Here is a 22,468-nt window from a genome sequence, read left to right on the forward strand (position 1 = left end):
CATCAGAGTAAAGATTAAAATTTTCTATCAAGAGAATAAAGTATTGACAAAATTTTGTGGGGTGGGGTAGAATGATGGTAAAAAATTCCAAAACATAACGCATTGGCGCTTTTCGCAGAAAGAAGAAAAATAAACATGAAAAAGAGAAAGAACTTGGGAAAAAAGTTAGTAACAATGTTAGTGTCTGTAGGCTTTTTTGCAGTTTTGATTACAGTCTTGAATTTAATGGCATTACAAGCTATTCGAGGAAAGAATGATGTGCTTATAGAACAGTTTGAACAATATGAAGAAGCAGTGAAAAATAATGATACCGCGGTTTTTGAAACAGCAAAAGGAGAAGTGGCAGAAGCCATCAGACATAGCAACTACAAAATAAATGGAAGCATCATTTTTGATTTTGCACTTGTGGTAGCTGATATTATTGTAATCGTACTTCTTTCGATTGTTATTAATAAGTCCATTGTTCGTCCAGCAAAAAGAGCAAAGAATGATTTGGATGATATCATTTTAGGTATAGAATCAGGACAGGGTAATCTTACGTTAAGAGTATTTGATGAAACCAGTGATGAAATTGGTCAGCTTGCAAATGGTGTCAACCATTTTATTGAAACATTACAAAATCTTATGGTAAAGATTCAGAGTGTATCAAAAGATATGAAAAAATCTTCCTATCTTGTACAAAATGAGGCGGAATCTTCAAATATGAGTGCATCCAATGTGAGTGCAACATCGGAAGAACTTGCAGCATCCATGGAAGAGGTATCTGCTTCTCTATCTGATTTAGCCCAAGGATGTAATAATCTGCTGGAGAAAATGGCAGGCATGAATGAGGATGCTAAGAACTCTGCAATGAAGATGCATGAAGTGAAGCTTACTGCAGAAAATAGCTATAAAGAAGCGATTGCATCAAAAGAAAAAACAGTAGAAACATTTGATGGCATTCAAAAGGATGTCGCGGAGGCAGTAGAAGCATCTAAGTCTGTAAATGAAATTGCAAAACTTACAGAAAATATCTTAAATATCGCAGCACAGACAAATCTTCTAGCACTTAATGCATCGATTGAAGCAGCAAGAGCAGGGGAAGCAGGCAGGGGCTTTGCCGTTGTTGCAGATGAAATCAGACAGCTTGCAGATAGTTCACGTGAGACAGCAAACAATATTCAGGAAATCAGTGGAAAAGTTATTGAGGCAGTAAACAATCTGTCTGGAAATGCAACAGAAATGATTCGTTTTGTAGATGAAAAGGTAGCACTTGATTATGACAACTTTGTAAAAATTATTGGAAATTATGATGCTGATTCTGATCAGGCAAGTAATACATTTAACGAGTTTGCAGTTAAGTCAAAAGATAGCTTAGGTACAATGAATGATATGAATGAAGGTATCAATAACATTTCTATAGCGATTGAAGAATCTGCAAAAGGTGTTACAAACGTAGCACAAGAGATATCACAACTTGTAACAGCAATTTCAGCAATTACAGTGCAGGCGGACGAAAATAAGAACCTTTCGGAAGATTTATCGGATGAAGTAGCAAAATTTGAAAAAGTTTAACTAACAGATTTTTATTATGAGAAGAACTGTATTAGGTAAATAACCCGCACTAACTAAAAATGAATGCTAGAATAAGCACAAGGGCATAGCCCCATTACGGGTTCTATGCCTTTGCGTTTTCCGGAAGATTGTCATTAACTGCATCAAATTCAAGATTCTGTTCCCGGCACCATTCGACAGCATTCGACAGAGCTTTACCGGCGCGGCAGGTCCAGAGAATGAGTTTGTTGCCATTGCGTTTCCATTCCTGGAGATATTCGATCAGTGCCTGGTTTGGCTGACCAAGCTCCGGCCATTTGCTGTAGCAGAGAGTGCCATCAAAATCAACAGCGATTGTCTGGAAATCTAACATTTTTTTATTATTCATTCAGATCATCTCCTTTAGAGGGAGTCTGCTGAACACCAAGATGATAGCAGAACAGGCTTGTTACCGGTTTGTGAAAAAAATCTGCAATTCTCATGGCGTATAGCAGAGAAGGAATATGCTGTTTTGACTCGATATTGGCAATAGTTTTCAGGTTGATGCCGGTTGCTGATGCAAGTTCTTTCTGGGTAATGCCAAGATCTGCCCTCGCTTCAACAAGTCTGCAGGTAATTGTGTCTGTCATGGTGTTTATGTCTATATCCATATCAGTATTCATATATATGCACCTCCAAATTCAGAATTGTTTAGGTCTGTTCCGCTATAATAATCCTACAGTTTTAAGTGTTCCAAAAAAAGGACTTATGAAAGAACACGGCCGAATATTTTGAAGGAACTGTTCTCTGTAACCGGAATCGGATCATATTTTTTATTCAGTGATATGAGGTAGGTTCCGAGTCTGTTATTCTGAAATTTATTCACATATGCGTTTCCATCAAGATAGAAGATACCTATTTCGCCATCATCAAGGCATGCTGTCTGTTCAATCCAGATGAGATCCTTATTATGGTATTTAGGTTCCATACTGTCACCATCTACATATACGCCAAATGTGGCAGCCTCCGGAATGTCAGGAGAGGAGAATATCTCATATTCGTCACTATCAAGAAAAGAGCCGGTACCAGCGGAAACGGTATTGTAAAATACTTTTCTTTCCCTGATCACATGGATAGGAATGATCTCTGCCGGTTTATAGTTGCCGGTGCTTTCCAGATCGCTGATATATTCAAGCACTTTGTTCATTCCATTTTCATTCAGGTTCCGGAATGGATTAAGAGGACTCTGGCCAACAAACTCTGTATAGATATCGTATATTTCAAGAATTTCACATAAGGCGAGAAACTGTCTGGCATGCATGGAATACCGGCAATCGGCATCAGGGTAGCTGATCCAAACAATCTGGATGACGGTGTGGAAATGGATGTGCTGATCGGAAAGAGAATTGATCTGGATATGCTTCATTATGTGCCGGATCTTGCAGACAACTGGCAGGCGCAGCAGATGATAAGATAGGTGACAAAGTCGGGCAGATTGTGATCATGCCGGTTCTGATACCAGATTTTACCTTTGAATCATGGGAAGAACGTGGAACCGGGGCATTTGGATCGACAGGAGGATAAGGATGATTAAATTGTTGATGTGCATAGAGATAGGTATATGCTATACTGTGTAAAAAGATATGTACAAATTTGAAGTTTATGGAGGAATAAAGATGGATTGTTTAAGATGTAAAGAGGAAATGATTAAAGCAAAATTAAAAGGAGATGCAGTAGGTACGGTTGTTTATTTAACTAATAAGAAAAACGGTATCTTTGAGAATGAAAAGAATAGTACTGTTTCATGTTATGTATGTCCAAAATGTGGATATGTTGAATTGAATGCAGATAATGCGAAAAAATTGATTTGATAATTTCCACTTGAAACTTTCAGTAATACTGAGAAAATTAAAGAAAGTACAAAGCTCGCGAAGCTTTGAATTTACAGAACTACAAAGAAAGGATACATATTATGGAAGGAAGATTAATAGCATTTGTTATTTGGGTAATAATCGGCGTATTATTTATTGTAATGGGCATTTATGATTTTAATTCCAAGAAAGCAAAACCTTTCGGTTTTTGGGCAAATGCCGAGGTAGCGCCCATAGAAGATTTGAAAGGCTATAATCGTGCTTTGGGCATATTGTGGTGCGTGTATGGTATTTTGTTTACGTTAATTGGATTGCCTTTATTAGATGGGCAGAATTCGGGTTTGATTATTATACCTATATTGGGTGCAATGCTTATTAGTATTGCGGCTATGGTAGCGTATGTAGTAGGTATTGAACCCAAATACCGCAAAAAGAAATAAATGGAAACTTTCAGTTTGCAGAACTAATAGAGAAGTAACATATAAAACAATAAATATGGTCAAAAAATCATCGACATCCGACCTACAGCACGTTATAATATAGCTAATCTAATAAGAAAACCAAGTGATCATTGTTACGAAGCTGAATCGTAATGGTGGCCAACTGTGTGAACTCGATGGAACGGAATGGTTACATCCTCCGGGTGCTCCGAGTACCGGACGAGCATTGAAAGGTGCTTTACAGAGATGAAAACAGGCCTGACGAAGCATCACTCAGATTAGATTAAAAATTCTAGTCTGGGTGATTTTTTTCGTTCAGGGAAAAGGAGAAAATGTCATTGACAGAAAAGACGGATAACAGAGATTTGGATGAAAAATTAGTTGAAATTGAAATGGAGCTGTTAAGATATTTTACGAAGATTCCAATGGCAGATCAGTTTGTACATCCAGATCCTCGAAGATAATGGTACACGGCTTAATGAAATTATCACAAAACACCTTGATGATGATATCTGGGAGCTTCGTCCAGGCAATAACTGTGTTTTATATTTTATATCAAAACCTTACACATCGAAAAACGGAAAGCAAGAAGAGAACCATAGCTTTCTTCTACTGTCCAGGTATCACATCCCCAGCAGATTTTATCAATCTGGGCCATTTCAATCAACTGATGCAACACCCGGTTTGAAGCGGTGTATGATAGAATCGGAATCCAGGTCAGATCCGGATAAAGATTCGGATATTTTTTGTCAATCGGTGAGCTGCAGAGAAATTTATCTATAGACAAGCCAGGATTATCACGTTAAGATATAGAAAAAGTAAGTAATACGAAAGAAGAAAACAGAATATGTAAAGGAGAAAATGAATGGAATACTCTGCAATTATTCATGATATGGACAAAAGATTCTGCTATGCAATAGATAAGGATTTATTTGTGATACGCATCCAGGTAAAACGAGATGATATAAAGGAAATAATTCTTCATTATGAGGATAAGTATATACCAATGGAATGGAAGGATACGCGAAAGACAATTCCAATGAAGAAGGTTGCCACCTCACAGTTTCAGGATTATTATGAAGCACAGATCCAGATGCATCTGATATGTCTCCGTTATTTTTTTGAATTTACGGACATGCAGGGGGAAAAAGTATATTACGGCAATTATGAGTTTAGTAAGGAATGTATTACAAACAGGGACAGAATGTTTGACTGCCCGCAGAATCTACGGGAGGAAGAAATGTTTGTGGTGCCAGAGTGGGCAGAAAATAAGGTCGTATATCAGATTTTTCCGTCCCGTTTTGCATCATCACAGCCGGTAGACAAGGAAGTATGGTATAAAGCACCAGTTACGTCTATGGATAATCTGCATGGTGATCTCAGAGGAATTATAGAACATCTGGATTATGTCCATAGTCTTGGAATTGATGTTTTATATATGACACCAATCTTTAAATCAAATTCAAGCCATAAATACGATACCATTGATTATTATCAGATTGATCCCTCATTTGGAACAGCAGAGGATCTTAAAGAGCTGGTACAAAAAGCACATGAATATGGAATGAAAGTGGTTATGGATGCGGTGTTTAACCATACAGGAAAGGAATTTTTTGCATTCGAAGATATTTTAGAAAAAGGAAATAAGTCTAAATATCTGGACTGGTATTTTATTGATGAATTTCCACTTAAAAGTGAAAGGGGAGAGATTCCAAACTTCAAATGCTTTGGTTATTATGGTGGAATGCCAAAATTAAATCTGAAAAATCCTGAAGTTGAAAAATTTATTACAGATGTTGCATGCTATTGGATCAGGGAATGCGATATAGACGGATGGAGAATGGATGTAGGAGATGAAATCAGTCATTTTTTCTGGAAGAATTTTAGAAAAGCAGTTAAGGCAGTAAAGAAAGATATGCTGATAATTGGAGAAATCTGGCATTATGCAGGAGATTTTCTTGAAGGAGATGAATGGGATACGGTCATGAATTATCCGTTTTATCTGAATATGATAGATCTGCTTGCAGATGAAAAGATTACGGTCAGCCAGTTTATACAGAATCTTGGATATTTGAAAGGACGCTTAAATAAGAAATGTTATCCTCTTATGTGGAATCTGATAGACAGCCATGATACAGCAAGATTCTTACATTTATGTAAGAATAATAAGAAAAAGCAGCATTTGGCAGCAGCTTTTCAATTGTTATTGCCGGGAATGCCAATGATTTATTATGGAGATGAGTATGCGATGCCGGGAGCAAACGATCCGGATTGCAGACGTGGCATGTACTGGGATGAAGAATACCAGGATAAAGAGATGTTTGAATGGTATAAACAGCTGTTGCAGGTTCGAAAAAAATATAAATGTATCGTAGAAGGTGAATTGATTGAGGCAATCACAAGGGATGAGGAAGAAACCATTGTTCTGATTAGAAAAAATGGTGAAGAAACTATGGCATTGATTTTTAACTGCAGCAGCAGTGAGAAGAGATTTAATGAGTATGAGGGAAAATATAATTTGCTTGGAGAAGAACTGTTTGACGGAAAAGTTGAGGGACTTGATGCCGTAGTAATAGTGCTTTAAAATAGTTACAGAGGAAGAAAATCATGTCAAAAGATGAATATTTAATTACAGATGCACCCCTTAAAGCACTGACTGTTTTTGCAATGCCAATGATTTTCGGAAGCTTTTTTCAACAAGTCTACAATATGGCTGATTCAATCATTGTGGGTCAGTTTGTTGGATCTTCTGCCCTTGCGGCTGTTGGTGCCTGTGCCGCCCTTACGAATGTATTCATTTGTATAGCACTTGGTGCAGGTGTAGGTGCAGGTGTACTTGTGAGCCGTTATTTTGGTGCCAGAGATTATAGTAAAATGAAAACAATCGTATCAACATCATTGATTAGTTTTCTGGTTCTTAGCATACTTCTGGGAGTTACTGGCTTTTGTTTTTCACGTTCCATGATGGACTTATTACAGACACCCGCTGATATACTGGAGGAAGCAGTACTATATCTTCGTGTTTATTTTGTGGGATTTCCGTTTCTGTTTATGTACAACATTCTTTCAACGATGTTTACTTCAATCGGTGAATCAAAGATTCCATTATGCCTTTTGATTTTTTCTTCTGTTCTGAATATTATAATGGATCTTTGGATGGTAGCAGGCCTTGGTCTGGGCGTATTCGGTGCAGCCCTAGCCACGCTTATTGCACAAGGTATTTCGGCAATATTTTCGTTTTTAATCTTTTTATACCGGATACGCCAGTATAAGAGTCCGGCTCGCTGGTTTGACGGGAGGGAATTACATTCCATGCTCCGTATTGCTGTACCATCGGTCCTCCAGCAGTCAACAGTGTCAATTGGTATGATGATTGTACAGGCGGTTGTAAATCCGTTTGGTACACAGGCTCTTGCAGGTTATGCGGCAACGATGAGGGTAGAGAATGTTTTTTCACTGATATTTGTGTCCATAGGCAATGCAGTCTCTCCGTATGTTTCCCAGAATCTTGGCGCAAAGAAAATCGGGCGTATAAAAAAAGGATACCACGCTGCACTGGTGTTAGATTTATGTTTTGCAGTCCTTGCTTTTATAGTCATTGAAACACTGCATACACAGATTTCCTCATTATTTCTGGGTAAAGATGGAACAGCGCTGGCATATCAGGTGTCTGGAGATTATATGAGATGGCTCGGCTTCTTTTTCATTTTCATGGGTATCAAGATGGCAACAGACGGAGTTCTTCGGGGACTTGGAATCATGCGTCCATTTCTCATTGCAAATATGGTAAATCTTGCAATTCGTCTGTCAGTTGCTTTGATACTCGCACCGCGTTTTGGCATTGCATTTGTCTGGCTTGCTGTACCGGCTGGCTGGCTTGCAAATTTTCTGATTTCTTATGTGGCACTCAGAAAATCATGGCCAGACGATAAGATGGCTTTTGCTGCTATAGAAGATGATGCAGCCGTTTTTATAGAAAAATACTGTAAATAGCTGTCTATAAAAATGACGAAAAACCAAAGCAGGAAGTGTTAAATTTTATCAAAAAAATAGAATTTAAAATTAAAGCTGAAAAGTCGTTGACTTTTGAAAAAATTCTGATATAACAAGGTCTAGAAAAAATTAAAATAAAGAGAAAGGAAATAAGAATCAATGTTTTCACAAAAAGATAAAATGAAAGGGAAATTAGAAAACATGCATCTGCAGGAAAGGATAAACTATGGCTACAGAAAAGTCATTATTATGATGTTAATTTCAGGCTTGCTTTCTATAGTGGTCATAGGTGTTTTATTTGCTAATATGGTACATTATATAGAAAATGTTACTGTAGCAGATCAGGCAGTAAAAATATGTAGAATTAATGTGAATGCGGCAGCAAGAAATATCAGGGAAATGGCATTAAATGATGATACTTCTTCATATGCCAGTTATGAGAAAACAGTAGAAAAGCTGCTGAAAGAAGTTGATTCTGAACTGAAAAATTTAAAGGGAACCGGAATTATTCCTGACTCAGATTGTGAGGAATATTCATCAGCCCTTTCGGATTGGGGAAACATTGGTTATTCCATTATAGAAGAAATAAAAAGTGGTGATAAGGAAGAAGCAGTTGATGAAATCATGAATGATTGCACACCTGCATTAAATAAAGCGGTGGAAATCGCAATAAAATTAGATGATATAACAGACCAGGAGAGCAGCAGGGCTGCCAGAACTACATTTATTTTTGCTACAGCAGGAATTGTATGTATTATAGTGTGTTTAATTTTTGCATGGACACTGACAAAGAAAACAGGTAAAAAAGTCCTGGATACAATACTTGAACCTTTACGGGCAGTTGAGGATGTCGCAAAGGAACTGACAGAAGGAAATTTACACAGTACGCTGGATTATCGTTCAGAAGACGAGATTGGAAGACTGGCACACAGTATGCGTAAATCAATCCGTATCCTGGGAAGCTATGTAGACGATATTGACCGTGCAATGAAATTGTTTGCAGCAGGAAATTTTGATGTTAAACCGGAAGTAGAGTGGCGGGGAGATTTTGTCGGAATTTTAAATTCTTTTATGCAATTTGAAAAAAGTATAGGAGAAACGATTAGAGGAATTCAAAATGTTTCCAATGAAGTTTCAAGTGCAGCAGACCAGGTAGCATCAAGTTCTAATGATCTTGCAGATGGAGCTACAAATCAGGCGGCAGTAGTAGAGGAACTGACAGCAACAGTTGCAGGTGTATCTGAACAGGTAGAAAATAATTCAAAATCTGCAAAAGAAATTAGTGGAAGGGTGGATGAGCTTGGAAATGCCATTTTAGAAAGTAATGGTAAGATGCATGAAATGGTTGATTCCATGAATGAAATTAGTGAAGCATCAAAAGAAATTGACAAAATTATTGCAACAATTAATGAAATTGCTTCCCAAACAAATCTACTTGCATTGAATGCTTCTATCGAAGCAGCAAGGGCAGGAGAAGCCGGAAAAGGATTTGCAGTTGTAGCAAATCAGGTAAATTCGTTAGCGGATCAGAGTGCCCAGGCAGCGAAAGAATCTGCAATGTTGATTGAAACCTCTGTGAAGGCAGTAGAAAAGGGTATGGTGATTGCAGGACAGACTGCGGCGCAATTGGAAGATGTTGCAGAGAACTCTAAAATAATTACAGAAGAAGTTACAAATATTGCGGAAACGTTAGAAACACAGACAACAGAAATCCAGCAGATTAATGAAGGAATTGAACAAATTAATGATGTTGTACAGACCAATTCTGCAACATCTGAGGAATGTGCAGCTGCCAGCCAGGAGATGAGCAGCGAATCAGAAAATCTGCGTGAAATGATTCGTAAATTTAAATTGGCAGAATCAGAAAAAACAGTATAATACGATAATGATTTCCAGCTATAATTTCTACCACAGAATAGAAAGTTTATCAGTATAAAAATTTTATAAGAAAGGCACTTATACTATGGATACAAACATACGCAGACTGCTCAAGGAAATAGGAGCAGAAGATTTAATAGAAGTATTTGCACCATGTATGGATGACTATCTTTATATTATAGATTTACAGAAAAATACCCTTATCATTTCACAGGCAGCGGTGAAGCGTTTTAAGATGCCGGGCAATTCATTTGATAATGCTGCCGACAGTGTCCGCTATTTTGTATATGAAGAAGACCGCCCGATGATTAGGGAACATTTACAGCGGATTGCGGATGGAAACGAAAAAAATCACAATCTGCATTACAGATGGCTTGATAAAGAAGGGATGCCGGTATGGATTAACTGCCGTGGAAAGGTAATCAATGATAACGATGGAAAACCTCATTATCTTATAGGCTGTGTAAACGAAATTGGAAATATACAGTGGGCAGATAATGTCAGCGGACTTTTGGGTGAAAGAGAAATGCATTCCTTTGTTTCTTCCCATATAAAAGACAGCTCGTCAGTATTTTTAATACATATAGGGATTGATGGATTTAATGCGATTAATGGTACATTAGGCGTAGATTATGGAAATTATGTGTTGAAAAGTGTTGCTGACGGTATCAAGGAATGTCTTTCTGATAACCAGCAGCTGTACCATCTTGTTGCAGATGAGTATATGATTGTTGATCTGGAAAGCCATACAAGAGATGATGTTATGCTATTGCAGAAGGAAATATGTAAAAAAATAGAAGATTTTATTATTTCTGAAAAATATAAGGTGGTTTTTACAGTATCTACCGGAATTATTCATGCAACGAAGCTTTTAAAATATTATGACGAGTATCGTAAAATAGCGGTTTTCTCTTTAAAACAGGCAAAATCCATGGGAGGAAACGGAGTATATTTTTTTGAAAAAGAAGATTATAAGTTATTTTTAAAAAAAGAGAAAATAAAAAGTGCACTTCGAGGTGCCGTGACAAATGAATTTGAAGGATTTGAAGTATACTATCAGCCGATTATAGATTGTTCCTCGGGAAATATAATTGGTGCGGAAGCGCTTATGAGGTTTTCCATGTATTCAGGTGGAAAAAAAGAAAGTATCCCGCCTGTGGAATTTATACCATTACTGGAAGAAACCGGGCTTATTATTCCGGCTGGAAGATTTGTATTAAATGAAGCTGCGGCAATGTGCCATGAAATGCGGCAGTATATACCGGGATTTAAGGTTAATGTAAATATATCTTATATTCAGATGATGAAAAGTGATATCTGGAAGGACATACTTTCGTCTATAGAACAATATAATCTTCCGCCGGAGAGCCTGTGTGCGGAACTGACAGAAAGCGGATATACGGATATGACACCGTATTTTTATACGCTTCGGAAGAAATTCGAAGAGAAAAAAATACAGTTTATTCTGGATGATTTTGGCACAGGTTTTTCGAATCTACATTGTATTGTAAACATGAATCCTAATTATGTGAAACTGGATAATCATTTTACAGCAAAAGCTATGAGTCAAACAAGGGATTTTGAGCTGTTAAAAAAAATAGTTGAACTGGTACATAGTGTAGATATCAAAATATGTATAGAAGGTATAGAAAAAGAAGAGTGGTATCAAAAGCTGAAAGAAATACATGCTGATTATCTGCAGGGCTATCTTTTTGGCAGACCATGTGATAAAAATCAGTTTTTAAATCAGTTCATATGTAAAGGTATCAACTAGCAAACTATCTTAATTTTCATTTCTATTTTGGAAAAGGCTTCTTGAAGGAAAATTCTACCTGTGATAGAATAAAATTAATTATACTTACAGGGAAAGTAAGTACCCGGCTGCAGGACATATCCAGGGAACTGCCAGTATAGTGGCAGGTTTTTACGGTTTGCTCCTGCGATTTAGTGAAAAATAAAAAATCATGGAGGATTTTTACAATGGAAGAAGCAAAGCAGAACATCAAACAAAAGAAGGATTCTTACAATCTGAGAATTGTGACGGCTGTACTGGTATTAACAGTGCTGGTTTTAGGGGAATTATATGTGATGATTAACTATCCGTCCAATTATGTGGCATTGATTGTACTTACAGTTGTAGCACTGGCTGATATTTATATTCTGATTGCCAGTGCAATCCAGAAAAATTATAAGAAAGAGATTGACCAGTACGAACAGTATGATAATCTGTTTAAGTCAGAAAAAGCTTCTTATCTTGTAACCCGCAAATCTTTTGAAGATATTGCGGATCAGCTTGATCGTATCGAAGAGGCAGCCGGTTCACCGACAAAGGACATCATAGATGCACAGAAATCCATTGCCAAAGTTACCATAAGCCGTAACAAAGAAAATTCCGATGCATTGATGAATTCCAACGACAAATTATTAGAGCAGATATTTAATCTTTCCGACCGTCTGGATAATCTTGAGAAGAACGTGTTAGAGCAGCAGCGTATCATAGTTGAGAATGCCAATAAAGACCTTCTGCTAAAACAGCAGGAAATGGCAGCTTTCGTGAAAGAAATGGAATTATCCATCCACAATACCATATTAGCTGAAGTTGGAAAAATAAATGGTGCGCCAGCTGTTGCTTATACAGCAGCACCGGTACAGCCATCATCAGCCGCACCAGTTGAGGAAGTAACGCCGGAAGAACCGGAAACACCAATCGACGGAGTAACGACGGAAGAACCAATCAATGAAGTGATGCCGGAAGAACCGGAAGCACCAATCGACGAAGTGATGCCGGAAGAACCGGCAACAGAACCGGAGACAACTGTAGAGGATATGCCGGATTTAGCAGAAGATGATTTATTAAATATAGATGCTTTATTCGGAAATGACGAAGCAGCTGAAACTACAAAAGAAGTAGCAGAAGAAACCGGATCTGCAGAAGAAAACAATGAACCGGAACCAGAAGAACCAGTTGGTTTTGATGATACACTTGGATTTGCAGATGAAGAACCGGAAGAACCTGCATTTACAGAAGAAATGGTAAATACCATTGATGAACCGGTTATGGAAATGAATTCCGACCCGAATCATATGATGACACCGGAAGAGATTGCTGCTTTGATTGCAAATGCAGATTCAGCAGCTGAAGAAGCACCAGTTGTAACAGAAGATGCTATTTCAGAAGAATCTGAGCCGATAACGGAGGAGGAACCTGTGTCAGAACCGGTTGTGGAAGAACCGGCAGCAGAGCCTGTTATCGAGGCAAATTCTGACCCGAATCATATGATGACACCGGAAGAAATTGCGGCATTATTTGCTAATATGTAATTTACAAAATTTTTAAAAAAAATAAAAAATTACTTGCAATTCGATAAATTCTATTATATAATAGTCCTTGCGTTAAGCAATGCGCCACTAGCTCAGCTGGCAGAGCACCTGACTCTTAATCAGGGTGTCCAGGGTTCGAACCCCTGGTGGCGCATGTAAAGTACCGATTTTGTGGACGTGGAGCCATGGGGTTGGTGCTTTTTTTTGTTATAAAAAATCCGTAAGAAGCTGCCCGTGGCAGGTTCTGTAGATGTAAATAAGGAATGATGAAGATATCGTTTATTTGTTCAGTATATTTTTTACTTCTTTAAAAGACCTTTGAATTGTAGTAAATTTAGTGTGCAGGGCAGGCTTACGGTAGGAAAAAAGCAAAGCCTTTCTGGAAAAGCAGTTTGATTTGAATTTCATGAGGGCATACCCTTTTTTAGATATTATATGCAAGAGGATATGGAAAAATATATAAATAAAGAGGAAATCATTTGGAAAAGAAAATTCTGATTGCCTGTGCAATGCAGCAGGATGAAATTGAAAAGTACAGAAAACAATTAAATATAACATATCCTGTTGTATATCTGCAACGTGGATTGCATAGAAACCCGTCTGTATTAAGAAATCTGCTGCAGCAGGAGATTGACAGGCACCAGGATGTGGATATAATCCTGCTCACCTATGGATTGTGCGGGCGGGGCACGGAAGGGATTGTGAGCTGGAATACCGAACTTGTAATGCCACGTTTCCACGACTGCATCCACCAGCTTTTGGAGAATCATGTGGATAAGAATTCTCTTTATGCGACAAGAGCGTGGACAATTGACAAGGAATCCATTGGAGGCCAGTGCAGTACCGTTCTTGCTGCTTATGGCAGAGAACGGGGGATGGAAGTTTTAGATACAATCTATGGCGGTTATGAGAAGATTACTTTAATAGATACGCAAAGCTATGATATAAAGAAAACCAAAGATGGACTGAAAAGACCTGCAGAACTTCTAAATAAGAAGCTGGCGGTGGAGCCATCCGACTGCAATATTATAAGAAAGCTTTTATCTGGAAAATGGGATTGTAATTTCGTTCATCTTGAAAAAGGAGAGCGTGTCACAGAAAGACACTTTATATAAGAAAACCGGCGCCCTGACTTAGAATAAAATCTAATATCAGGAAGCCGGTTTTATGCTGTATGCTCTGCAGTTTATTATTTTTTCATTTCGTCCATATAGACAGCAATTTTTTTATCCATACCAATAATATGGTTGGATAACCAGCCCAGCAGGAACTGGATCAGTTCCAGAAGATAAGTCTGCTGGTTATTGTCCATATCGTCAAGTTCTGAGAGGTCAATTTCTACCAGGCGTTCAACGAAAGCAGTGTGGGCACGCTTCTGGGCAGCCAGTTCCGGATAGTGCATCTTCTCCATCAGCATTTCCTCATCAGCAAAATGAAATTGTGTATAATCCTTTAATTCCACTAAAAGCCGCATAATTTCATCATATTTGTCATGCAGCAGATCGTTTTGAATCAGGTCATTGGTCTCTTTTATAATCTCAAAGAGACGGCGGTGCTCTTTATCCACAAGGTCAATTCCGGTCTTGTATTTGTCCGTAAAGGCAAATGGGTCTTCGGAAGTCCCTTCAACTGCGGACATTTTTCCAATCATCATATCACTGCTTAAGATATGGTGGTACAGCCAGCGTACCAGATAGGAAAACAGTTCTTCGAAAGATGCTCTGGCAGCCTCTTTTGAGGACTTATCTAAAATAAAGGAATTGATTTTCTCAGCAAATTCAGCATGTTCCTTTTTCTGAAGAGGAAGCTCCGGGTCATGAATCTCTTCCATATAAGCCTCTTCATGGGCGAAATGTGTATTCGCATAATCCTTCAGATGAAGAAGCAGGCTCTGGGCAGTTCCGGAAATATCCTCGGTTGTTTTAACAAGGGAAAGAGCATCATTTATCATCTGGAATAATTTGCGGTGTTCCTCATCAATTTGTGGAATATGAATCAAACAATCTTCTGTAAATTCGTACATGGTATACATCTCCTTACATTGTATCAATGATTTATGCTACGACGTATTATAAACCCTCAGAAGATAAGCCACAATAAAAAAAGAAAAATTTATAAAAATTTCACTGATAAACCAACTCCGGATGCTCAGGCAAATGGTTCATCTCATGGGTCATGCATCCGGCAGTGTCCGTGCACTGGCACTATCGGAAAGGTCATAAAGGAATATTTCTGGAAGTAATCAGCTTGCAGATAGGATTTCCCCTGGAAGAGAATTTCTCTTCGTATTCGGTCATGATATTGCCTTCGTTCATGGCAGTATCATGGTGTAAATCCCTTGTAAATGCGTCCAGATTCCAGCCTGCAGCATCGATTTCTTCTAAGGAGAAGTCAAAAAGTCCTACGTTATCGGTCTTAAACTCAATCTGTCCGTCACCTTTTAAGACTTTGTCATAGCGCTCTAAGAACTGGCGGGAGGTCAGTCTTCTTTTGGCATGGCGGTCCTTTGGCCATGGGTCGGAGAAATTAAGATAAATGCGGTCTAACTCGCCTTTTTCGAAAAAGTCCGGCAGAAGTGCCGCATCTTCACACAGAAGGCGTAAGTTTGGCAGTGGATTTTCTTCCAATTTCTGGAGTCCGCGGTACAATACGCTTTCGTAACGTTCCATGCCAAGATAGTTGATATCCGGATTCCGGGCAGCTAAGTCCATGATAAAGCGTCCTTTGCCCATGCCGATTTCAATGCGGATCGGGTGGTCATTTCCAAATATTTCATTCCAGTGTCCTTTATGGGAAGCGGCATCCTTGATACAGAGGTCACTGGCTTCTACAGCCGGCGCAGCCGCCGGGATATTGCGAAGTCTCATAATATGAAATCCTTTCTACTTATATATATCTTTCGAAAACAATTTATCATATTTATGGTTTAAAAGAAAGAGAATTGTGAATATTAATGGAAAGGTATTGCACCATGGAAATGGATTGATATATACTTAAAGGTAAGAATGATTTAGGAGCAGCAGAAAATGAAAAAGAAAAAGAGAATATTAAGTTTCGGACTGGCAGTGTGCTGTTTTGTCGGCTTATTGGGTATAAACACACAAAAGGTAAAGGCGGCAGAGTACTGGCCCCAGGACCCGGAAACCGAATCACCCAATGCGATTGTGATGGAAGAGAGCACAGGAACGGTTCTTTATGATAAGAATTCCACGGAGCAGCATTGTCCGGCAAGTATCACGAAGATTATGACCACGCTTCTGGCACTGGAAAACTGTTCGCTGGATGAGACAGTAACATTTTCCAAAGAGGCGGTTTATAACACCCATGGTTCCGGAATCTCCAGGGATGTGGGAGAGCAGATGACCATGGAGGAATGCCTTTATGCAGTCATGCTGGAGTCTGCCAATGAATGTGCCTATGCGGTAGCGGAGCATGTAGGCGGAACCGTTGAGAATTTCGTTCAGATGATGAATGACAAAGCGGCAGAGTTAGGTTGTGTGAATACACATTTTAACAATCCACACGGACTATCTGAGGGAGAGGATGCAACCCTTCACTACACCTGCTGTTATGATATGGCACTGATTGCAAAGGCGGCTTACCAGAATGAGACTTTCCGTGCGATTACAGCAACAAAGACCTATCAGATTCCACCAACCAACAAGCATGATGAGATCACCTATCTGCAGAATCATAATGAAATGATTCATGCCTTTAAAACCAGAGGACAGTATCTATATGAATACTGTGTAGGTGGTAAGACCGGATACACCACAGCGGCAAACAGTACGCTGGTTACCTTTGCAGAAAAGGACGATATGACACTTATCTGTGTCATTATGAATGCCCAGTCGCCAGCGCAGTGGACAGACAGTATTGCATTGTATAATTATTATTTTGAGAACTTTTCGCTATATAATGTAGCACAGAATGAGACAAGGCTTGAAAATGGAGAAATGGATACAGGAATGCTCAATACCAATTCCTCCTTTGTAAAAATAGACCCGGCGGGAAATATTGTTCTGCCAAAGAGTGCAGAATTCAGCGAAGCTGCGCCGGCAGTAAGCTATGATAATACTTCGGATGATGTGTTGGCAAATATCAGGTATACATTTGCAGGACATGATGTAGGCGGTGCGGATATTGTTTCCACCGGAGTAAAAGCAGATACGTTCTCTTTTGATAATGTAAAAGCAGAAGAGATTTCTACGGAAGCAGGAACCAGGACCACTACGAAGCATAAGTTCCAGATAAACATCTGGAAAGTGTTATTGGGAATTCTTGGTGTCGCAGCTCTTGTGGTCATAGCATTTCTGATTCGGAGATTTGCGGATAATTTCTATATTATCAGACACAAATATTTCTCAAAGAGCAGACCGGATAAACGTTATAAAACCATAAAAAGAAACTATCGCAGCAAAAGGAGACGGCGCAGAAGAAGAAAATAGTCTTGAAAATTGCAATAGAACAACTGAAAAAGACAAGAATAAAAAGAAACGACAATATTTAAATTTAAATATTGTCGTTTTACGTTATCTTGGACATTAAAGTTAGGACGAGTTATATTCTGATAATTTGTGGATAAATCCATTATTATTCTGTTATCGTAGCAGAGTTATCCACACTATTTGGATAATTATCATCAATTTGTGGATAACAGAGTCTGGAGGTAGGAAAGGATACGGCTGCGCTCCCTGGTGTAGATAATGATACCATTATAAGCCTTTACCATAGTATCATAATGTCCCTTTAAGCTGATGGAAGAACTTAAAGTATACATCAGATAATCGGCAAGCTCGGTTGGTACTTCAATCAGTACCGGTTCGGATTCCTCCAGACTTTTTAAAGAAGCTTCACTGGATTGCAGCAGGCGGCTGATTTCTTTGTCCTGCTCAAATTGCTCGGATGTTTTATTTACAATAAAGTAACCTCTCTCATCCCGGGGCATATCCATTGCCTTGATGGCACGCTGCACCTGTTTGGTCAGTGCATCGGAAGCGGGGTACAGGGACTGGAAATATCCCATAAAATCTGAAGCCTGACGGAAATGTTCATTGCAGCCCTTTTCCAATACTTCTGTGACCAGAATACGTTTGATAATCTTCTGGCAGGTTTCCCGGGAAGGGTTTTTTCGGGTAGTATTTTCTGTTTCCATAGATACCTCATTTATTAAAAACAAGCGTATATTCAAATAGACATATACGACATTAAATATTGTTCCAAATAAATTATACGACAAGAAAACAACTTTTACAACGACAAACTGAAAAATATAAGACAAATTGCAACAGAAATTGACAAGCGGCAAAAATTAACTTATACTAGAAGAAAAATGCGAAGGAGCGATATCTATGAATGCGAAGCAGAAAGAGCAGACCATTGAAGAGATAAAGAAGCTTTTAGAAGAAAATAATGGCATTGTGAAAGCCGAAAAATTATATCCTTTGGGATTGACCTATAAAAGTATTCAGGGACTGGTGAAAGCCGGCATACTTGACCATGTAAAGAGTGGATATTATTCCATGGGGTATGAAGAGAAGCCGCAGGAAGAAATTATTCTGGGACTGTTTCCGGATGGAATCTTATGTATGGACAGCGCCCTTTACTATTACGGTTATATTGAGAAGCGTCCTTATGAATGGAGTATTGCCATCAGCAAGAATACTTCGAAGTCAAGGTTCCGCATGGAATACCCGGTGGTGAAACCATATTATACAGAGCCGGAAGTCATGGAGCTTGGTGTAACGGTCATTCCTTTTGCCGGTGGCGAGATGAAGATTTATGAAAAAGAGCGTCTTATCTGTGACTGCCTCAAGTACGAGGAACGTCTGGAGCGGGAGGATTTAAAGAAGGCGCTGCTGGCATTTATCAATGAGCCAAAGAAAGATATTGCAAAATTAATGGAATATGCCAGAGCCCGCAAGGTTGTGGCAAAGATTCAGAGCAGAATTGGAGTGTGGCTGTAGTGGCAGAGTGCATACTGAGAGAATCATTGATCCGGCAGAGAAGTGAGGACTTGCAAATCCCTTTTGTGGACCTGCTTCCTTCTGCAGTAACCGAGTATTTTCTATATCAGATAAGTAAATCAACATTTGCAGAGAAGCTTTATCTTAGAAATGGCAGCAGCCTCGGTGTGGAGAATTATCGCCGGAAGAGAGTCTTTTCCCTTTCCTATTATTATCAGGTGGTAAAGGATGAGCATTTAACGGAAATGCAGTTAGGGCAGCTCATGAAAGAGGTGTTAAGCCGGAAACCGGAGTATGTCTATCAGATAGAGAAAGAAAAGGCGGGCAGCTATCAGATAGAGGTGCTGGCAAAATCAAAGGAGCATGAAGTTCCCATTACCCTGCGTTTTCAGGAACTTCGGGACGAGCAGATGCAGCCTGCCCATGGAGAATTGCCATTTTTCTTACAGGAGAATACGGTAATCCAGTTTCTGCAATATCCTTATGAGCAGGTTGTGGCAGAGAATTTTGTGGAAATCTTAGAGAAAATGGAATTAATCAACGACCTGTCCTGCTATGAAGAAATTTATGGAATCTTAAAGAAAGAGGCGTTAGATGGCAGAAAGGTTGAGCAGCAGATTATTGAAGTTGGAACAAAGAGAGAGCTGTTCTTTGGAAAAGACCGGCTGGATACCGTCCTTCGCTATAAGGATTATACTTATATGAAGCGGAAATGGGCGGCATACTTAAAGCGGGAGCGAAAAAAAGAGCCAGACTGGGCGGAAGTGATGACTCTTTTGGAAGCCTTCTTTCCACCAGTCTGGCGTGCAATTATCAAAGATGAAATTTTTATCGGAGACTGGATGCCGGAGCTTTGCCGTTTCCTGTAGATACTTAATGGCTATAGTCGCGGATCAGCGTCTTTAAGAAGCCAAGAAGTGACTTTGGCTTGCGGAAGTCAAAGCAAGGAACTTCTTCGCATTTGTAACCGAAATCACTGGCGATAGCAACAAGACCGGAAAGGGGATGCAGCGGAGTCTCATTTAACTCACTGCTCAAAAGCTCGATTTTAAAGCAGTCTTCATCTTCTAAATCGCAGGTGAGGATGAGGTCTACATTTGTAATATTGGAAAAATCTTTTTCTGAATCAAAGATGGCAGCCTTAATGCCATCTTTTTTTAATGCCTCCAATAGCTGGATGCAGAAGGTCTTTTTATCAATAATGGAATCCCCCACCAGCGATACCACGGGAATAAAAGAAGCAATATTGCCTGTTGCCGGAAGCTCCAGATTGCTGTCTTCATCAAAAAGCTCTCCCCGTTCGGAAAGCAGCTTTAAGGCATGATAATAATGGGTGCGGGTATTGATGTTAAAAAATTGTTCATTCAGTGGAACCGGACATATATTTGCCAGCTCGTTTTCCGGGATATAGCCGGCATTGCATTTTTCATGAAGCCGGTTAAAGGAATATTGGTGAAAGAGCATGGCTTTTCCCACCTGCGGAATGCAGCTTTTGGAGTAGACAGCGGAGAGAGTCTCCAGCTGGTCATTGGCGCGCTCAATTGCCCAGATAGGATGCTCCTGTGGCTGTGACAGCAGGTAAAGCCCCAGTGCCGGTTCTACAAAAGGTGTATCCACGGAAATGAAGAAGGCACGTTCCTCAGAGATCATAGAAAGTGCGCTGAAGATACCGGACAGCGGACCGGCATTTCCATAGATGTCTCCAATGGTTGTCACCGGAAGATTCAGATGCGCATAATCATTTTTCTGCTGGACAGAAAGGTAGATTTTCGGAAAATCCGGCTGAAATTTCCGGACCAGATATTCAATCAGGCAGCAGTCCCCAAAAGGGAGCAAAGCCTTGTCCGTTCCAATTCTTGTACTTTTTCCACCACATAATATAACCAGTGCATGACTCATAACATTTACCTCATGTAATATTTACCTTCTCAAAAGTTCTTCCATCATAACATAAATCAGTCTGACTGTAAAACAAACATATCATTTCTCATATGTACCCGTTCAATTTCATTACGGCGGTAGCTCTGAATCAGATAGTGATTTTTCCGGTCAAAGAACAGAGCAATCTTCTTCGTAAATATGGAAGTTTCCGGCGTATATTCAATGATGTGCAGGGATGCACGGTATTGTTTCTTTATTTTCCAGATGTCCATAAGACCGATTCCGCTGCCGCCACTGTCCTTGTGGGTGGTGTGCCGGGTCTGACCAAAGTCCTCAAAAAGCTGCACATCAAAGGCATTCCCACTGTCAGAAATCTCCAGGGTGGAAGTATCTTCGTCATGACAAAGGCGGACAGAAAGACTGCGCACCTCATTATCACCAATGGCAATCATGGCATTTTCCAGCAAATCCGCCAGAAGGTGGGAAAGGTCTTCCCCGGAAATGACATCTTCCGTCATTTTTACAATATTGCCTGTGATATGCAGGGAAAAGTTGATGTTCTGCGCCAGGGCGCGCTGCTGCATATAGGTAAAAAGCGCATCTAAAACACAGACCCCGGTCACCGGAAGAGCGTGTTCATCATGGCGGTAGGAGTTCAGCGTACCTTTCCGATCCTGTGCCATGGTCTTTAACTCATTGGAAAGCTGTTCGCCCTTCTTTCTGGTATCACCGTCTGTGATCCCATCCTCTAAATATTCGCAGACAGCAAGTTCCATTGCCGGAATCAGCTTGTTATCTTTATGAATAATCTTAGCCAGGGCATCATTATTTTCCTCTAATTTCCGGATGCGGTTATCTTTCTCAATGAGTTCATTTTGTAAAGCCTTAAGCTCCGCCTGCCGCAGCTTCTCCCGGTAGTCACGGGTAATCCGGAACCGCCACCAGCAATAAAGCAGAAGTCCAATCAGGAAAAGGGCGATGAGGAGAAAGAGGAACTGCATGTCAGGAATGGAATCATAAAAGCTGATTATGGTAACAATGAGCAGAATAAAACAGCTTAAGATAAAACCTGTGGCAGAAGAGCCGATTTGATAGAGAAATGGCATGCCACGGCGGAGCCTTTTGATTTTGAAAAGAAGGAATATTAAGAGCAATTCAAGAAGTCCACCTGAAATTTGAATCAGAGCATATGGCAGGTTGTAATTTCCATAAAAGAAGGGTAATAGTGCGAATCCTATAAGAACACCTGAAATTGCAAGAAAAATGAAATTTACACTAAGAGAAATGGTAAAGGATAGCAGACTTAATGTAAGCTGTATCTTAGTTACCAAAGTAAGTATAAAAGCATTTAAAAGGACAAAGACAGGGATTGCAAATAGAGGCAGACATGCATTGATAAAATTAAATAGGAAAGCTTCACCAATGAATATAAAAGAAAGAAGAATAGCATATTTCTTTTGCGAAAGTTTAAAATTTAATAATTTAAAATATAAATAGTAGCAACATAAAAGGTCAAAGAACCAACGAATTATATTTTGAATCATACAATACCTCATATAAATGTATTAAAAATCATATAAAAACCAACCCGATTTTAAACCTAAGA

23 protein-coding genes and 1 tRNA gene are annotated in these 22,468 nt (G+C 39.3%); 15 read left to right on the forward strand and 9 right to left on the reverse strand.

The window, feature by feature from the left end:
* The first annotated feature begins 135 nt into the window (after positions 1–135).
* Positions 136–1,554: a methyl-accepting chemotaxis protein gene (locus tag DWW33_RS13250; RefSeq protein WP_118639686.1), complete on the forward strand. Its 1,419-nt coding sequence runs from the start codon at positions 136–138 to the stop codon at positions 1,552–1,554.
* Between the two features lie 103 nt (positions 1,555–1,657).
* On the opposite strand, the gene DWW33_RS13255 is transcribed toward DWW33_RS13250, so the two are convergent.
* From DWW33_RS13255 to DWW33_RS13265, 3 genes are all read right to left on the reverse strand, one after another.
* Positions 1,658–1,921 (reverse strand): hypothetical protein, encoded by a 264-nt coding sequence (locus tag DWW33_RS13255; RefSeq protein WP_118639687.1) that lies wholly within the window; start codon positions 1,919–1,921, stop codon positions 1,658–1,660.
* Positions 1,914–2,195, reverse strand: coding sequence for a helix-turn-helix transcriptional regulator (locus DWW33_RS13260; RefSeq protein WP_118639688.1), 282 nt, complete (start codon positions 2,193–2,195; stop codon positions 1,914–1,916). Before DWW33_RS13260 ends, DWW33_RS13255 begins: the two co-directional genes overlap by 8 nt.
* A gap of 83 nt (positions 2,196–2,278) precedes the next feature.
* Positions 2,279–2,719, reverse strand: a complete 441-nt coding sequence (locus DWW33_RS13265; RefSeq protein ID WP_242986250.1) for a S24 family peptidase — start codon at positions 2,717–2,719, stop codon at positions 2,279–2,281.
* Positions 2,720–2,827: 108 nt separating this feature from the next.
* Between DWW33_RS13265 and DWW33_RS15740 the strand changes: the two genes are divergently transcribed.
* From DWW33_RS15740 to DWW33_RS16160, 4 genes are all read left to right on the forward strand, one after another.
* Positions 2,828–2,989, forward strand: coding sequence for a hypothetical protein (locus DWW33_RS15740; RefSeq protein WP_158564740.1), 162 nt, complete (start codon positions 2,828–2,830; stop codon positions 2,987–2,989).
* A 199-nt stretch (positions 2,990–3,188) separates the two neighbouring features.
* The gene (locus DWW33_RS13275) at positions 3,189–3,383 is read left to right on the forward strand and encodes a hypothetical protein (RefSeq protein WP_117691176.1); all 195 of its coding nucleotides are present in this window, start codon (positions 3,189–3,191) and stop codon (positions 3,381–3,383) included.
* 101 nt (positions 3,384–3,484) lie between these two features.
* On the forward strand, positions 3,485–3,823 hold the full coding sequence (locus tag DWW33_RS13280) for a hypothetical protein (protein ID WP_117842344.1): 339 nt from the start codon (positions 3,485–3,487) through the stop codon (positions 3,821–3,823).
* Positions 3,824–4,155: 332 nt separating this feature from the next.
* Positions 4,156–4,287 (forward strand): hypothetical protein, encoded by a 132-nt coding sequence (locus DWW33_RS16160; RefSeq protein ID WP_256385592.1) that lies wholly within the window; start codon positions 4,156–4,158, stop codon positions 4,285–4,287.
* An 86-nt stretch (positions 4,288–4,373) separates the two neighbouring features.
* Here the strand turns inward: DWW33_RS16160 and DWW33_RS15580 are convergent, their stop codons facing one another.
* Positions 4,374–4,610: a hypothetical protein gene (locus DWW33_RS15580; protein WP_147404727.1), complete on the reverse strand. Its 237-nt coding sequence runs from the start codon at positions 4,608–4,610 to the stop codon at positions 4,374–4,376.
* A 78-nt stretch (positions 4,611–4,688) separates the two neighbouring features.
* Here DWW33_RS15580 and DWW33_RS13290 point away from each other — a divergent pair, with 78 nt between their 5' ends.
* From DWW33_RS13290 to DWW33_RS13320, 7 genes are all read left to right on the forward strand, one after another.
* Positions 4,689–6,407, forward strand: coding sequence for a glycoside hydrolase family 13 protein (locus DWW33_RS13290; RefSeq protein WP_118088377.1), 1,719 nt, complete (start codon positions 4,689–4,691; stop codon positions 6,405–6,407).
* 23 nt (positions 6,408–6,430) lie between these two features.
* Positions 6,431–7,816 (forward strand): MATE family efflux transporter, encoded by a 1,386-nt coding sequence (locus DWW33_RS13295; protein WP_118639689.1) that lies wholly within the window; start codon positions 6,431–6,433, stop codon positions 7,814–7,816.
* 159 nt (positions 7,817–7,975) lie between these two features.
* Positions 7,976–9,694, forward strand: coding sequence for a methyl-accepting chemotaxis protein (locus tag DWW33_RS13300; RefSeq protein ID WP_118639690.1), 1,719 nt, complete (start codon positions 7,976–7,978; stop codon positions 9,692–9,694).
* Between the two features lie 85 nt (positions 9,695–9,779).
* The gene (locus tag DWW33_RS13305; protein ID WP_118639691.1) at positions 9,780–11,468 is read left to right on the forward strand and encodes an EAL domain-containing protein; all 1,689 of its coding nucleotides are present in this window, start codon (positions 9,780–9,782) and stop codon (positions 11,466–11,468) included.
* Between the two features lie 206 nt (positions 11,469–11,674).
* A complete protein-coding gene (locus DWW33_RS13310) occupies positions 11,675–13,015 on the forward strand; it encodes a hypothetical protein (protein WP_118639692.1) in 1,341 nt (446 codons plus the stop codon).
* An 81-nt stretch (positions 13,016–13,096) separates the two neighbouring features.
* A tRNA-Lys gene (locus DWW33_RS13315) sits at positions 13,097–13,169 on the forward strand.
* A gap of 325 nt (positions 13,170–13,494) precedes the next feature.
* Positions 13,495–14,130 (forward strand): DUF1638 domain-containing protein, encoded by a 636-nt coding sequence (locus DWW33_RS13320; protein ID WP_117842350.1) that lies wholly within the window; start codon positions 13,495–13,497, stop codon positions 14,128–14,130.
* Positions 14,131–14,204: 74 nt separating this feature from the next.
* Here DWW33_RS13320 and DWW33_RS13325 read toward each other — a convergent pair whose 3' ends face one another.
* Both DWW33_RS13325 and trmB read right to left on the reverse strand, forming a co-directional pair.
* Complete coding sequence (locus DWW33_RS13325; RefSeq protein WP_118639693.1) at positions 14,205–15,038, reverse strand: bacteriohemerythrin; 834 nt, start codon at positions 15,036–15,038, stop codon at positions 14,205–14,207.
* Between the two features lie 193 nt (positions 15,039–15,231).
* Complete coding sequence (gene trmB / locus DWW33_RS13330; RefSeq protein WP_022244294.1) at positions 15,232–15,882, reverse strand: tRNA (guanosine(46)-N7)-methyltransferase TrmB; 651 nt, start codon at positions 15,880–15,882, stop codon at positions 15,232–15,234.
* A 159-nt stretch (positions 15,883–16,041) separates the two neighbouring features.
* On the opposite strand from trmB, the gene DWW33_RS13335 reads away from it, so the two are divergent.
* Positions 16,042–17,463, forward strand: a complete 1,422-nt coding sequence (locus tag DWW33_RS13335; RefSeq protein ID WP_118639694.1) for a D-alanyl-D-alanine carboxypeptidase family protein — start codon at positions 16,042–16,044, stop codon at positions 17,461–17,463.
* Positions 17,464–17,657: 194 nt separating this feature from the next.
* On the opposite strand, the gene DWW33_RS13340 is transcribed toward DWW33_RS13335, so the two are convergent.
* A complete protein-coding gene (locus tag DWW33_RS13340) occupies positions 17,658–18,170 on the reverse strand; it encodes a hypothetical protein (RefSeq protein ID WP_117842281.1) in 513 nt (170 codons plus the stop codon).
* Between the two features lie 196 nt (positions 18,171–18,366).
* Here DWW33_RS13340 and DWW33_RS13345 point away from each other — a divergent pair, with 196 nt between their 5' ends.
* Together DWW33_RS13345 and DWW33_RS13350 are read left to right on the forward strand one after the other, a co-directional pair.
* Positions 18,367–18,981 carry a type IV toxin-antitoxin system AbiEi family antitoxin domain-containing protein gene (locus DWW33_RS13345; protein ID WP_118639695.1) on the forward strand — a complete coding sequence of 205 codons (615 nt, stop codon included), beginning with the start codon at positions 18,367–18,369 and terminating at the stop codon, positions 18,979–18,981.
* The gene (locus tag DWW33_RS13350) at positions 18,981–19,850 is read left to right on the forward strand and encodes a hypothetical protein (protein WP_147404728.1); all 870 of its coding nucleotides are present in this window, start codon (positions 18,981–18,983) and stop codon (positions 19,848–19,850) included. Before DWW33_RS13345 ends, DWW33_RS13350 begins: the two co-directional genes overlap by 1 nt.
* Positions 19,851–19,854: 4 nt before the next feature.
* Here the strand turns inward: DWW33_RS13350 and mobA are convergent, their stop codons facing one another.
* Together mobA and DWW33_RS13360 are read right to left on the reverse strand one after the other, a co-directional pair.
* Positions 19,855–20,880, reverse strand: a complete 1,026-nt coding sequence (gene mobA, locus DWW33_RS13355; protein WP_117699122.1) for a molybdenum cofactor guanylyltransferase — start codon at positions 20,878–20,880, stop codon at positions 19,855–19,857.
* Positions 20,881–20,936: 56 nt separating this feature from the next.
* Entirely contained in the window at positions 20,937–21,968 is a 1,032-nt protein-coding gene (locus DWW33_RS13360) for an ATP-binding protein (RefSeq protein WP_158577494.1), read from the reverse strand.
* Positions 21,969–22,468: the final 500 nt, after the last annotated feature.

This window comes from Roseburia sp. AF15-21 (assembly GCF_003479505.1).
Lineage (GTDB): Bacteria > Bacillota > Clostridia > Lachnospirales > Lachnospiraceae > Roseburia_C > Roseburia_C amylophila.

What these genes read in the sequence shown, in the direction of transcription:
- DWW33_RS13250 (WP_118639686.1), top strand. Translation starts at nt 136, where the DNA reads ATGAAAAAGAGAAAGAACTTGGGAAAAAAGTTAGTAACAATGTTAGTG.
- DWW33_RS13255 (WP_118639687.1), bottom strand. Translation starts at nt 1,921, where the DNA reads ATGAATAATAAAAAAATGTTAGATTTCCAGACAATCGCTGTTGATTTT.
- DWW33_RS13260 (WP_118639688.1), bottom strand. Translation starts at nt 2,195, where the DNA reads ATGAATACTGATATGGATATAGACATAAACACCATGACAGACACAATT.
- DWW33_RS13265 (WP_242986250.1), bottom strand. Translation starts at nt 2,719, where the DNA reads ATGAACAAAGTGCTTGAATATATCAGCGATCTGGAAAGCACCGGCAAC.
- DWW33_RS15740 (WP_158564740.1), top strand. Translation starts at nt 2,828, where the DNA reads ATGCATGGAATACCGGCAATCGGCATCAGGGTAGCTGATCCAAACAAT.
- DWW33_RS13275 (WP_117691176.1), top strand. Translation starts at nt 3,189, where the DNA reads ATGGATTGTTTAAGATGTAAAGAGGAAATGATTAAAGCAAAATTAAAA.
- DWW33_RS13280 (WP_117842344.1), top strand. Translation starts at nt 3,485, where the DNA reads ATGGAAGGAAGATTAATAGCATTTGTTATTTGGGTAATAATCGGCGTA.
- DWW33_RS16160 (WP_256385592.1), top strand. Translation starts at nt 4,156, where the DNA reads ATGTCATTGACAGAAAAGACGGATAACAGAGATTTGGATGAAAAATTA.
- DWW33_RS13290 (WP_118088377.1), top strand. Translation starts at nt 4,689, where the DNA reads ATGGAATACTCTGCAATTATTCATGATATGGACAAAAGATTCTGCTAT.
- DWW33_RS13295 (WP_118639689.1), top strand. Translation starts at nt 6,431, where the DNA reads ATGTCAAAAGATGAATATTTAATTACAGATGCACCCCTTAAAGCACTG.
- DWW33_RS13300 (WP_118639690.1), top strand. Translation starts at nt 7,976, where the DNA reads ATGTTTTCACAAAAAGATAAAATGAAAGGGAAATTAGAAAACATGCAT.
- DWW33_RS13305 (WP_118639691.1), top strand. Translation starts at nt 9,780, where the DNA reads ATGGATACAAACATACGCAGACTGCTCAAGGAAATAGGAGCAGAAGAT.
- DWW33_RS13310 (WP_118639692.1), top strand. Translation starts at nt 11,675, where the DNA reads ATGGAAGAAGCAAAGCAGAACATCAAACAAAAGAAGGATTCTTACAAT.
- DWW33_RS13325 (WP_118639693.1), bottom strand. Translation starts at nt 15,038, where the DNA reads ATGTACGAATTTACAGAAGATTGTTTGATTCATATTCCACAAATTGAT.
- trmB (WP_022244294.1), bottom strand. Translation starts at nt 15,882, where the DNA reads ATGAGACTTCGCAATATCCCGGCGGCTGCGCCGGCTGTAGAAGCCAGT.
- DWW33_RS13335 (WP_118639694.1), top strand. Translation starts at nt 16,042, where the DNA reads ATGAAAAAGAAAAAGAGAATATTAAGTTTCGGACTGGCAGTGTGCTGT.
- DWW33_RS13340 (WP_117842281.1), bottom strand. Translation starts at nt 18,170, where the DNA reads ATGGAAACAGAAAATACTACCCGAAAAAACCCTTCCCGGGAAACCTGC.
- DWW33_RS13345 (WP_118639695.1), top strand. Translation starts at nt 18,367, where the DNA reads ATGAATGCGAAGCAGAAAGAGCAGACCATTGAAGAGATAAAGAAGCTT.
- mobA (WP_117699122.1), bottom strand. Translation starts at nt 20,880, where the DNA reads ATGAGTCATGCACTGGTTATATTATGTGGTGGAAAAAGTACAAGAATT.
- DWW33_RS13360 (WP_158577494.1), bottom strand. Translation starts at nt 21,968, where the DNA reads ATGCCATTTCTCTATCAAATCGGCTCTTCTGCCACAGGTTTTATCTTA.